Genomic DNA, 11695 nt, shown 5'->3' with positions numbered 1-11695 from the left:
TTAAAGAGGAACAGGTCATGAGCAGCATCGAAATCCGCCACATCGTCTTCGACATCGGCAAGGTGCTGATCCACTACGACCCGAACCTGCCCTTCAGCCGCATCATTCCCGACGAGGCAGAGCGGCAGTGGTTCTTCGCCAATGTCTGCACCCACGACTGGAACATCGAGCAGGACCGCGGCCGTTCCTGGGAGGAAGCGGAAGCGCTGCTGATCAAGGACCATCCCGAACGCGAAGAGCATATCCGCGCCTTCCGCAAGCATTGGCAGGAGATGGTGCCGCACGCCTATGTCGAAACGGTTTCCCTGATGGAAAACCTGATTGCCGAAGGGCGCGACGTGACGATGCTGACCAACTTCGCATCCGACACGTTCCGCGAGGCGCAGCAGCTCTATCCGTTCCTGACGATGCCGCGCGGCGTCACCGTGTCGGGCGACGTCGGCCTGATCAAGCCGGATGTGGCGATCTACGAGACCCACGCCCGCGCCTTCGATCTCGATCCGCCGGCGACGTTGTTCATCGACGACAGTATGCCCAATGTCGAGGGCGCGCGTCTGGCCGGCTGGCATGCAGTGCATTTCACCGACCCGGAAAAGCTGAAAGCCGATCTCGCCGCCTATGGCATTCAGCGCTGATCCCTGGTCGTCGCAATGTCCCTCGATCCCTCCGCGTTGACCGCACGCTACCATGCGGCGATCAACGCGCTCGACTTTCAGTCGATAGGCGACGCTTTCGCCGCGAATGCGCGTTATGTCTCAAACGGCGTCGGCGCCCTTTCCGGACGAGCCGCAATCGTCTCCGCCTTTCGCGACTATTTTCTGGTTTATCCGGATCAGGTGGCTGAAGACAGCGTGATCGAAACGCTTTCGCCCTCGTCGGCGCGGGCCAAGTGGCATCTGACGGCAACGAGCGCCAAGACCGGCGAGAAGGTAGAGCGTTCAGGTGTCGAGCTTCTTCATTTCGACAGTGAAGGACGGATCGTCGCGATCGAGGTTTTCGACGACGACTGACAAATCCAAAAATACAAACGCCCGGAAACCTTTCGGCTTCCGGGCGTTTTAAAGCGTTCCTTCCGGGACTGAAGGTACAAAAACCGGTCAGAGCGCTTTCGAAGGACCTGGCGGAACTGGTTGATCAGTTCAGTTTTGCCAGGTCATTTCGAATGACGGTTCTGAGTTCGTCGATGGGCTTCAGGGTGTTCCCTTCTTCGAAATGCCAGAATGTCCATCCGTTGCAGGCATCGAGACCCTGGACCTTGGCGCCCAGGCGATGAATGGAGCCGGCCTCGCCGCCGGAAGCGAGCGTGCCGTCGGCGCGCACGATGGCGCTGTGACGCCGCTTGGCGTCGGTGAGCACGGTGCCGGGCTTGATCAATCCGCTTTCGATCAGCGTATTGAAGGCCACACGCGGTTCGGCCTTCTTGCCGGTCAGGACCGACAGCATGGCCTTGCCGAGCGGCTCGACGGCGTCGATGCGCGCCGATGCCGCGTCGATGTAATCCTGTTCGCGCTCGATACCGACGAAGTGACGGCCGAGACGCTTGGCAACGGCGCCTGTCGTGCCGGAGCCGAAGAAGGGATCGAGGACGACGTCGCCCGGCTTGGTGGACGCCATCATGATGCGGGCAAGCAGCGCTTCCGGCTTCTGGGTCGGATGCACCTTCTTGCCGTCGTCGCCTTTCAGGCGCTCGTGGCCCGAGCAGATCGGGAACAGCCAGTCGGAGCGCATCTGCACATCGTCATTGGCCGCCTTCATGGCATCGTAGTTGAAGGTGTAGCCCTTGGCGTTGGCGTTCGGCGTCGCCCAGATCAGCGTTTCATGGGCGTTCTGGAACCGGCGGCCCTTGAAGTTCGGCATCGGGTTGGTCTTGCGCCAGATGATATCGTTGAGGATCCAGAAATGCAGGTCCTGCAGGATGGCGCCAACGCGGAAGATGTTGTGGTAGGAGCCGATGACCCAGAGCGTTCCGGTCGGCTTCAGCACGCGGCGGCAGGCCAAGAGCCAGGCGCGGGTGAAGGCATCGTAGGCTTCGAAGGAAGCGAACTGGTCCCATTCGTCATCGACGGCGTCGACGACCGACTGGTCTGGGCGGGTCAGCATGCCGCCGAGCTGGAGGTTGTAGGGCGGGTCGGCGAAAACGACATCGACCGAATTGTCGGGAAGCGCATTGAGCGCGGCCACGCAGTCACCCTTGATGATGGAATCGAGCCAGCCCAGCGGGCGGGCGGCACGGGAGACTTCGGCAAGCGAAACAACTGATGACATGGACAACTCGCAAATACGCTTACTCGGGACGGACTATGGAGCTTATGGTTACCGAAGATGGTTACCAAAGCCTGAAGGCCGCCAGAAAAAATCCGAATTAACGATGCGGTGCCAATCGCTTCGCCTGCCGAGGGCCGTCAAGCGGCGTGGAAGGCGCGACTGTCGCTCGGCGCCTGATGCCGCTCGTTTAGGCCGTAGTCGCGCACGACCGATGCGATGCGCAGGCGGTAGTCGGCAAAGACGCCATTGCGACCCGCCTCCTGGGCGGCGCGATGCTCGGCGCCGTTGCGCCATTCCTTAACAGCGTCCTCATCGCGCCAAAACGACAGCGACAGCACCTTGTCGGGATTGGCGAGGCTTTGAAAGCGCTCGATCGAGATGAATCCGTCGATGCCATCGAGCAGCGGGCGCAGGTCGGCGGCGATGCCGAGATAGGTCTCGCGACAGCCTTCGGCCGGCAGCACTTCGAAAATAACGGCGATCATAAGCTCATTCCCCTCCAACGGGCGACGAAACGTTCTTCAGAAAAATGCGGTTCTCATTGAGGATAAACCGTTCCTTGTGCGCGAAGGCATAGTTTTCGCGGCCCAAGGGGTCGGCAAGGAGCCGGGCGCGATAGGCCTCGTAGGCCGCAAGGCTTTCGACATTGTAGACGCCGTAGGCCGTTGTAGCCGATCCTTCGTGCGGGCCGAAGTAGCCGATGAGATCGGCGCCACAGCGTGGGATGACCTCGCCCCAAGTGCGGGAATAGGCAGCGAACTCCTCTTTTTTGAAGGGGTCGATTTCGTAACGGATGAAACAGGTGATCATTTGGGGCTCCTCGTTGACGCGTTTCGATGAGCCACTATGCCCGCTTGCCGACCCTCAATGCTTCGACTACCATCGAAGTATGAAAGAAGGTCCAGACATCGCTCTCATCGGTTCGCTGATCGGCGATCCCGCGCGCGCCAACATGCTGACCGCCCTGATGGGCGGGCGGGCATTGACGCCGACCGAGCTTGCCGGACATGCGGGCATCACGCTGCAGACGGCGAGTTCCCATCTTTCCAAGCTCGAGAGCGGCGGGCTTTTGACCCAGCGCAAGCAGGGCCGTCACCGTTACTACCAATTGGCTGAAGACGAGGTCGGGCTGATGCTCGAAAACCTCATGGGATTTGCCGCGAGCCTCGGCATGAACCGGCATCGCCCCGGGCCCAAGGACCCGGCTCTGCGCAAGGCCCGTGTCTGCTACAATCACCTCGCCGGTGACTACGGCGTGCGCATGCTCGACAGCCTGATTACGGCCAGGCAGATCGAAGTTACAGGCGACGATCTCGCCTTGACCGATGCCGGCCAGATCCGCATCGAGGCGCTCGGCATCAACTACGCGTCGTTGAAGAAATCCCGCCGGCCGATCTGCCGGACCTGCCTCGACTGGAGCGAGCGGCGCTCGCATCTCGCGGGCTCCCTCGGCGAGGCACTGTTGACGCTGCTCATCGACAAGGGCTGGGCAAAGCGCGAAAACAACAGTCGTGCCATCCGCTTCACCGATAGCGGCGAGAAAGCCTTTTCAGAGCTCTTCCCGCAGTAAAGACGGGTCCTCGGCTGCATGCACGAGGGCATTCCCGAAACCACCATCGGCAATGCTACGGCAGAGGCCGGCCCATTCGCATTCGGCACAGGCCGCCGCAGTTCTCCCCTCGGCGAAGGCCGATCGCAACCGCCGCAGTCTGTCGGCATCGAGCACCAGCACCGAGCCAGACCCGATGGACCTGTCGAGGACGTCCGCGACCGCCGCGAGCGCAAGACTGTCCCGTCGCGTGATGCTGTCTTCCCGGCAATGGGCGCCGGCTTCGCACAGCATTGGCGCACAAATATCGTCCGGGCCATCGACGACGGTTATGCTTTCACCGGCGGACAGGCGCTTGGCAATACCGACATAGTTGCGGGTGAACGAGGGCGTATAGCCCTCGCCCACGAACGTCAGCAGACACAGCAGATGGTGCCCGCGCAGCCGGACGGTCAAATGAGGTCCTTCGGCTTCTGCGCATAGCGCTGGACGGCCTTCAGCACAGCTGCAGCAAGCGCCGACTTCAGCGCAGCGCCGAGCACGAAGGGTGCGGCACCGAGGGCGATTGCCTGCTCGAAACCGATCAACGTCGCAAGCCAGGCAGCGCCAAGAACAAGGCACAGCATGTTGGCGGCGAAATGGGCGGAGAAGCTCAGAATGACACGATCACCGGTCCAGCCACGCTGTGCCAGCCATCCCGCAAGTCCACCAACCAGAGGGAAGGCCGCAAGATAGCCGGCCGTCGGTCCGGCGAAATGCGCAAGACCGCCAGCGCCGTTGGCAAGAACCGGCAGGCCCATCACACCTTCGGCGAGCCAGGCAAGGATCGTGGCTACGCCGAGCCGCCAACCATAGACGACGCCGATCATCGTCACAGCAAAAGTCTGCATGGTCACCGGCACCGGGACCATCGGCACGCTGATCTGCGAGGACAGAGCAAGAAAACCGGTTCCAAGCAGCACAAAGAGGGCCTTTACAGGCCAGGTTTTGCCATCGAGGCGGAGCGGATCAAAGAGGGGCGCGTGGGCGGAAGCGAGATTGGACATCTGGGTCTCCGTGGTTGTTTTCAAATTATAGATAATTTTTGATTCTATCTATAATACGACTCCCACTAGCGTCAGAAGGCGGGGCGGTCAATCCGCAGGCCATGCGAAAACGGCGCACGAACTCGCACCAGCAAGCTCGCAACAGACCGCAGAATAGAGAAAAACAAAATTATAGATAATTTTCCGAAGGAGACCGCAGCCGGAACGTAACGGCTGCGCTGGAAGCCTATCCGACGATGGAAAACGCCTCTCGCGTCTCGCCCGTAGCGGTCTTGACCGGCGTTTTGCCGATCCAGCCGACATGGCGCTCGAGGATTTTCGCCGCCTCGTCGCCTCGCCCTTCGCGCAAGGCGGCAAGGATCGCGCGATGATCGTGATCGGTGCGCGCTTCCCAGCTGCTCCGCCAGGCCGAAAACAGAAAGCGGGCGCTCGCCGCATGCAGATCGTCGATCGAGGCCAGCAGCCGCGGCATGCCGCAGGGCGTAAGGAGCAACCGATGGAAAGCGCGATTGGCAGCCTCCCAGGAGCGGACGTCGCGCGACGTATCGGCCGCGACCGTGGCCGCCTCCGCCCGATCGAGGATGGCGGCCGTCAGATGCGGGATCGCATGGCGCAGCGCCAGCACTTCGAGAACCGCCCGCATTTCGGCGACCTCGCGGACCTCCTTCAGATCGAACGCTGCCACTCGAAAACCGCGACGCGGTTCGCTGACGGCAAGCCCTTGGGCCTCCAGCAGCCTGAACGCTTCACGTACCGGCACGTGGCTTGCGCCGAATTCCTCAGCGATGTGGTCCTGGCGCAAACGCTCGCCCGGCGTCAGCGCACCCGAGATGATCCTCTCGGCCAGTGCCCGGCTGATGCGGCTTGCGATCGTATCGTCCCGTTGCTTGTCCATCGGCTACATCTAGAGGGGCCGGCAGGGCCTGTCGAGCAAGCGACAGCGGCCTTTCGACGATTTCCAAAGGTTGAGATTTCGGCCGCCATCGTATAAACCTTCGGCGTACAAAAGCACGCGCCGCGAAAGAGACCCTCCCCCTGCCTGCGGCGCCTCCTTCTCCCAGGGAACTGACTTAAATGAACGGTATCGATCTCATCATCTTCGATTGCGACGGCGTTCTCGTCGATTCGGAAATCATCGCCTCGGAAGTCGAAGCGGCCCTCTTGACCGAAGCCGGTTATCCGATCAGCGTCGAGGAAATGGCAGAGCGCTTCGCCGGCATGACCTGGCAGAACACGCTGCTGCAGATCGAAAAGGAAGCGAGCGTCCCGCTTTCGGCCCAGCTCATCAGCAAGGTTGACGCCATCCTCGACGAGCGTCTTGCGCGCGACCTCAACATCATCGACGGCGTCAAGCCGATGCTGGCGCAGCTCAAGCTGCCGCACTGCATCTGCTCCAACTCGACCTCGGCGCGGCTTGCCATGATGCTCGGCAAGGTCGGCATCAAGGACCACTTCGGCCGCCACATCTACTCCGCCCGCGATCTGGGAGCGGACCGGGTCAAGCCGAAGCCGGATATCTTCCTGCACGGCGCCAAGCAGATGGGCGTCGCCCCTTCCCGGGTCCTGGTCATCGAGGATTCGGTGCACGGCATTCATGGTGCGCGCGCGGCCGGCATGCGGGTCGTCGGCTTTACCGGCGGCTCGCACACCCACCCATCGCATGCCGACCAGCTGACTGAAGCAGGCGCCGAAACGGTGATTTCGCGCATGTCGGCACTGCCGGGCGTGATCGCCGCTCTTTCCGAATGGTCGGAATCGATGACGGCCTGAACCGGCACACGCGGGCGCAAGCCGCCTGCAGATCCCTTTCGCCCCGGACTATTTCACCGGGGCGGGAAAAAGCTCTCGGCCATCACGGCGGGCGTCGGATTGGGCGCCGAGGGACACGATGTCACATTGATGTGTGATCACTGTCCCTCCGAAGATCTCCCCGGTTTTCGCACCGCGCACGAGGGCCATATCAGCCAAGCCCCACAAGGGGTATTTCTAGGAGGAAACACCATGCGTCTTTCACTGTTGACGGGCCTGACCCTGGCAGCCAGCGTTGCCTTCGGGCCGCTCGCCTTTGCCGATATCACCGTTGGCGTCATCACGCCGCTGACCGGCCCGGTCGCGGCCTATGGCGAGCAGGTCAAGAACGGCGCGGAAGCGGCCGCAGAAGAGATCAACAAGGCCGGTGGCATCAACGGCGAAAAGATCGTCCTGAAGATGATGGACGACGCTGGCGACCCCAAGCAGGCCGTGTCGGTGGCAAACCAGGCAGCGGGTGAAGGCATCCGCTTCGTTGTCGGCCCGGTGCTTTCGGGCACGTCGATGGCAGCTTCCGACGTTCTCGCCGAAAACGGCATCCTGATGGTGACGCCGACGGCCACCACACCTGACCTGACCACCCGCGGTCTCTGGAACGTGCTGCGCACCTGCGGTCGCGACGACCAGCAGGCCGAGGTCGCAGCCGCTTATGTGGTCAAGAACCTCAAGGACAAGAAGGTCGCCGTACTGCACGACAAGGCGCCCTATGGCAAGGGGCTGGCCGACGGCTTCAAGAAGGGCATCAACGCCGGTGGCATCACCGAAGTCGTCTATGAAGGCCTCAACCCTGGTGACAAGGACTTCAGCGCCATCGTCACCCGCCTGAAGGCCGAAAAGGTCGATGTCGTCTATTTCGGCGGCTACCATCCGGAAGGCGGCTTGCTCGCACGCCAGATGCGCGACCAGGGCGTGACCGCACAGATCTTCGGCGGCGACGGCCTGTCGAACACCGAGTTCTGGGCAATCGGCGGCGAAGCTGCTGCAGGCACGATCTACACCAATGCCAGCGACGCCACCCGCAACCCGGCGTCGGCTCCGGCCGTCGAGGCGCTGAAGGTCAAGAACATTCCGGCCGAAGCGTTTACCCTCAACGCCTATGCCGCCGTGCAGGTGCTGAAGGCCGGCATCGAGAAGGCTGGTTCCGCCGAGGATGCGACTGCGGTTGCGACCGCGATCAAGTCCGGCGAGGCGATTGACACGGTGCTGGGCAAGCTCACCTACGGCGAAGCCGGTGACCTGACCTCGCAGGCCTTCTCCCTCTACAAGTGGGAAGGCGGCAAGAGCGTCGCGGCCGAGTGATCGCTTAGCATCAAGACATGAAAACGCCGGGGCATGCCCCGGCGTTTTTCGTTTCAGGCAGTGGATACAGCCGCTTACTTCTTGCGCTTGGCCGGCGGACCTTCATCGAAGCCGACGTAGACCTTGGCATTGGAACCGGAACCAGCCGGCAGTGTGACGTCCGCCTTGGTGAAGACGAATTGAGTCGAACCGCTTGCGGGGACCTCGACCACGTGCTGGACCAACTCGGAATAGAGCGTCTTTTCTTCATCCGTTGCCGCTACGCGGATCGGCATGGTGACCTTGCCGGGGCCGCCGGCCGGACCGCTGACGACACGGCCTTGAACCACAACGGTGACCGTCATCGCAGTCTCACTCAGCACGCATTGCCGCGTCGTATCGGCAAGCGACACCTGATAGATGACCTTGGTTGGGTCGTCCTTACCGCCCTTTGCGTAGGTCCGGAACGACGAGGTGCCGTCTCTCAGGATTACCTGCGGGCATGCGGCCTGGACAACGGCCGGTGTCGGGGCGGCGGCGCTGCCGCCCGCATCGATTGCTCCACCGGATTGCGTCTTGTTACAGCCGGCGAGGATCGCGAGAAATGATATTGCGAGGACAGGCCGGGATACTTTGCCAAACACGTTGAACAACCTCTACTGAACCGGTTGAAACTCCTTGACCGAAATCTCGGCCGGAAGGCCTTTCATGGCCTTCGGGCATCGTCTATAGCAGCGGCGAATTGAAAAATCGATTGGGTCAAACGCCTCGATCGGAATTTTCCGAAACGACGCTTGAGACCGGAAATTGCACGGGTGACAAGAATGCGTGGGGACTTTGTCAAGGACTGACGCAATAAGACAGACGCACCGCGGCCGGTTCGCATAGGGTCGCCGCGATCCGAAGGCAAGACGAAGGACTAGGATGGTGAAGTATATCTCGACGCGCGGCGAGGCCGCCCCCCTCGGCTTTTGCGATGCACTGCTTGCGGGCCTTGCGCGCGATGGCGGCCTCTACCTTCCCAAGGAATGGCCGACCCTGTCCAAGAAAGAGATCCGGGCGCTGCGCGGCAAATCCTATCAGGACATCGCCTTCGCCGTCCTCGAGCCTTTCATCCACGGTGAAATCCCCTCGGCCAAATTTCGCGAGATGATCGACGAGGCCTATGCCACGTTCCGTCATCCGGCGATCGCCCCCCTCGTCCAGACCGGTCCCAATGCCTTCGTCATGGAACTGTTTCACGGCTCGACGCTCGCCTTCAAGGACGTGGCGATGCAACTGCTCGCCCGCCTGATGGACTATGTGCTTGCCGAGCGCGGCGAACGGGCAACCATCGTCGGCGCAACCTCGGGCGATACCGGTGGTGCGGCCATCGACGCCTTTGCCGGGCGCGAGCGCACCGATATCTTCATCCTCTTCCCGCATGGCAAGGTTTCGCCGGTCCAGCAGCGGCAGATGACGACCTCGAAGGCCGGCAACGTCCACGCCATCGCCGTCAAAGGCAATTTCGACGACTGCCAGGACCTCGTCAAAGGCATGTTCAACGATGTCGCCTTCCGCGACCGCGTCAAGCTTTCAGGCGTCAACTCGATCAACTGGGCGCGGATCATGGCCCAGATCGTCTATTATTTCACCACCGCCATTGCGCTCGGAGGGCCGGACCGCAAGATCTCCTTCACCGTGCCGACCGGCAACTTCGGCGATATCTTCGCCGGCTACGTCGCCAAGCGCATGGGCCTGCCGATCGACAAGCTTGTCGTCGCCACCAACGAAAACGACATCCTCGCCCGCACGCTGAAGACCGGCCGCTACGAAATGCGTGGCGTCAGGGCGACCACGTCGCCGTCGATGGACATCCAGATCTCGTCGAACTTCGAGCGGCTACTGTTCGAAGCCAACGATCGCGACCCGGCCGAAGTCCGCTCCGCCATGGACAGCCTCAAGCAGTCCGGCTCCTTTGCCATCCGCGAAAAGGCGCTGAAGGCGATCCGCAAAGAGTTCCGCGCCGGCCGCGCCTCCGAGAAAGAGGTCGCCAAGACCATCGCCAAGACCTTGGAAGAGACCGGCTACCTGCTCGATCCGCACAGCGCCATCGGCGTCTTCGTGGCGGCCAAGCACGAGAAGGCTTCGGCCCCGATGGTGACGCTCGCGACCGCCCATCCCGCCAAATTCCCCGACGCCGTAAAATCGGCAAGTGGTATTGACCCGGCGCTTCCGACGTGGCTTGCTGACCTAATGAACAGGGAGGAGCGTTTCGATATCCTGGAAGCGGATCTGAAGAGCGTCGAGACCTTTATCGGCGAGCGCACCCGCCTCCAGGGGTAAGAACGAGAAGAAACGTATGATGAAAGTTGAGTGCACCCGGCTCCCTTCCGGGTTGACGGTGGTAACCGAGCATATGCCGCATCTCGAAAGCGTGGCGCTCGGCGTGTGGATCAAATCGGGTTCACGCAACGAAACCGTGGGCGAACATGGCATCGCCCATCTGCTTGAGCACATGGCTTTCAAAGGCACCGGCCGGCGCACCGCGCGCCAGATCGCCGAGGAAATCGAGAATGTCGGCGGCGAAGTCAACGCCGCGACCTCGACCGAAACGACCTCCTATTATGCGCGTGTTCTCAAGGACCATGTGCCGCTGGCGGTCGATATTCTTGCCGACATCCTCACCGAATCGAGCTTCGACGAGGAAGAACTGCGCCGCGAAAAGCAGGTGATCCTGCAGGAGATCGGTGCTGCCGACGACACGCCCGATGACGTCGTCTTCGACCGTTTCGCCGAAACCGCCTATCGCAACCAGACGGTCGGACGCCCGATCCTCGGCACGCCCGACACGGTGATGTCGTTCTCGGCAGACCAGATCCGCCAGTATCTCGGCCGCAACTACACCACCGACCGGATGTTCGTCGTTGCCGCCGGGGCCGTCGAGCACGAGGCTTTTGTGCGCCAGGTCGAGGAACGCTTTTCGACCCTGCCGCGCACACCGCTGGCAACGCCGGTTCTCGAGACGGCGATCTATACCGGCGGCGAAAGCCGCGAAACCCGCGACCTGATGGACGCGCAGATCCTGCTCGGCTTCGAAGGCAAGGCCTATCACGCCCGTGACTTCTACTGTTCGCAGATTCTCGCCAACATTCTGGGCGGCGGCATGTCTTCGCGCCTGTTCCAGGAAGTGCGCGAGCACCGCGGCCTCTGCTATTCGGTCTATGCCTTCCACTGGGGCTTCTCCGATACCGGCATCTTCGGTGTGCATGCGGCGACCGGCGGAGAAAACCTGCCGGAACTGATGCCTGTCATCGTCGACGAGCTGCGCAAGTCGTCGATGAACATCGAGCAGCAGGAAATCGAGCGCGCCCGCGCCCAGATCCGCGCCCAGCTGCTGATGGGCCAGGAAAGCCCGGCCGCACGCGCAGGCCAGATCGCCCGCCAGATGATGCTCTACGGCCGTCCGATCCCGAACGACGAGCTGATGGAACGCCTCTCCGGCATCACCATCGAACGCCTGACCGACTTGGCAGGTCGATTGTTCTTCGACACCACCCCGACGCTGTCGGCGATCGGGCCGCTCGAACAGCTGGCGCCGATCAACGATATCCTGTCGTCACTGACAGGAAAGCCCGCGGTCGCACACGCCGTCGCAAGCTGAACCGGCCACCGGGTTTCGACCGGGCGAACGATAGCGCCCGGTCGGCGAAGTGTTTGCGACTTTTCGTAAAATCGGATTCGATTTGTGCGCAAAGTTGTGCAACGC

General features: G+C 62.0%; 14 protein-coding genes. 7 read left to right on the top strand and 7 right to left on the bottom strand.

Features of this window, described 5'->3' with window-relative positions; genetic code table 11:
• The first annotated feature begins 17 nt into the window (after positions 1–17).
• Positions 18–635, top strand: a complete 618-nt coding sequence (locus LPJGGPFB_RS06515) for an HAD family hydrolase (RefSeq protein WP_173419247.1) — start codon at positions 18–20, stop codon at positions 633–635.
• Between the two features lie 15 nt (positions 636–650).
• Positions 651–1010, top strand: coding sequence for a nuclear transport factor 2 family protein (locus LPJGGPFB_RS06510; protein ID WP_173419246.1), 360 nt, complete (start codon positions 651–653; stop codon positions 1008–1010).
• 124 nt (positions 1011–1134) lie between these two features.
• Here LPJGGPFB_RS06510 and LPJGGPFB_RS06505 read toward each other — a convergent pair whose 3' ends face one another.
• The 3 genes from LPJGGPFB_RS06505 to LPJGGPFB_RS06495 all read right to left on the bottom strand — a co-directional run bounded on the left by LPJGGPFB_RS06505 (position 1135) and on the right by LPJGGPFB_RS06495 (position 3075).
• Entirely contained in the window at positions 1135–2265 is a 1131-nt protein-coding gene (locus tag LPJGGPFB_RS06505; RefSeq protein ID WP_173419245.1) for a site-specific DNA-methyltransferase, read from the bottom strand.
• A 137-nt stretch (positions 2266–2402) separates the two neighbouring features.
• Positions 2403–2750: an antibiotic biosynthesis monooxygenase family protein gene (locus LPJGGPFB_RS06500; protein ID WP_173419244.1), complete on the bottom strand. Its 348-nt coding sequence runs from the start codon at positions 2748–2750 to the stop codon at positions 2403–2405.
• Between the two features lie 4 nt (positions 2751–2754).
• Positions 2755–3075 carry an NIPSNAP family protein gene (locus tag LPJGGPFB_RS06495; RefSeq protein ID WP_173419243.1) on the bottom strand — a complete coding sequence of 107 codons (321 nt, stop codon included), beginning with the start codon at positions 3073–3075 and terminating at the stop codon, positions 2755–2757.
• Between the two features lie 79 nt (positions 3076–3154).
• On the opposite strand from LPJGGPFB_RS06495, the gene LPJGGPFB_RS06490 reads away from it, so the two are divergent.
• Positions 3155–3835, top strand: a complete 681-nt coding sequence (locus LPJGGPFB_RS06490) for an ArsR/SmtB family transcription factor (RefSeq protein ID WP_173419242.1) — start codon at positions 3155–3157, stop codon at positions 3833–3835.
• Here the strand turns inward: LPJGGPFB_RS06490 and LPJGGPFB_RS06485 are convergent.
• From LPJGGPFB_RS06485 to LPJGGPFB_RS06475, 3 genes are all read right to left on the bottom strand, one after another.
• Entirely contained in the window at positions 3815–4270 is a 456-nt protein-coding gene (locus LPJGGPFB_RS06485) for a DUF1284 domain-containing protein (RefSeq protein WP_173419241.1), read from the bottom strand. The genes LPJGGPFB_RS06490 and LPJGGPFB_RS06485 overlap by 21 nt on opposite strands.
• The gene (locus LPJGGPFB_RS06480) at positions 4267–4860 is read right to left on the bottom strand and encodes a biotin transporter BioY (RefSeq protein ID WP_173419240.1); all 594 of its coding nucleotides are present in this window, start codon (positions 4858–4860) and stop codon (positions 4267–4269) included. The genes LPJGGPFB_RS06485 and LPJGGPFB_RS06480 overlap by 4 nt, the downstream gene beginning before the upstream one ends.
• 226 nt (positions 4861–5086) lie before the next feature.
• On the bottom strand, positions 5087–5755 hold the full coding sequence (locus tag LPJGGPFB_RS06475; protein WP_173419239.1) for a GntR family transcriptional regulator: 669 nt from the start codon (positions 5753–5755) through the stop codon (positions 5087–5089).
• 179 nt (positions 5756–5934) lie between these two features.
• Between LPJGGPFB_RS06475 and LPJGGPFB_RS06470 the strand changes: the two genes are divergently transcribed.
• Both LPJGGPFB_RS06470 and LPJGGPFB_RS06465 read left to right on the top strand, forming a co-directional pair.
• On the top strand, positions 5935–6630 hold the full coding sequence (locus LPJGGPFB_RS06470; RefSeq protein WP_173419238.1) for an HAD family hydrolase: 696 nt from the start codon (positions 5935–5937) through the stop codon (positions 6628–6630).
• Between the two features lie 231 nt (positions 6631–6861).
• Positions 6862–7968, top strand: a complete 1107-nt coding sequence (locus LPJGGPFB_RS06465; protein ID WP_173419237.1) for an ABC transporter substrate-binding protein — start codon at positions 6862–6864, stop codon at positions 7966–7968.
• A gap of 74 nt (positions 7969–8042) precedes the next feature.
• On the opposite strand, the gene LPJGGPFB_RS06460 is transcribed toward LPJGGPFB_RS06465, so the two are convergent.
• Positions 8043–8591 (bottom strand): hypothetical protein, encoded by a 549-nt coding sequence (locus LPJGGPFB_RS06460; protein WP_173419236.1) that lies wholly within the window; start codon positions 8589–8591, stop codon positions 8043–8045.
• 280 nt (positions 8592–8871) lie between these two features.
• Between LPJGGPFB_RS06460 and thrC the strand changes: the two genes are divergently transcribed.
• A complete protein-coding gene (gene thrC / locus LPJGGPFB_RS06455) occupies positions 8872–10272 on the top strand; it encodes a threonine synthase (protein ID WP_173419235.1) in 1401 nt (466 codons plus the stop codon).
• 16 nt (positions 10273–10288) lie between these two features.
• A complete protein-coding gene (locus LPJGGPFB_RS06450) occupies positions 10289–11590 on the top strand; it encodes a M16 family metallopeptidase (RefSeq protein ID WP_173419234.1) in 1302 nt (433 codons plus the stop codon).
• The last annotated feature ends 105 nt before the right edge of the window (positions 11591–11695 follow it).

The sequence above is a fragment of the Ensifer adhaerens genome (genome assembly GCF_013283195.1).
In the GTDB taxonomy this organism is placed as follows: Bacteria; Pseudomonadota; Alphaproteobacteria; order Rhizobiales; family Rhizobiaceae; genus Ensifer; species Ensifer adhaerens_G.
The sequence above is the reverse complement of the archived record's forward strand: the minus strand, read 5'-3'. Positions and strand labels throughout refer to the sequence as shown.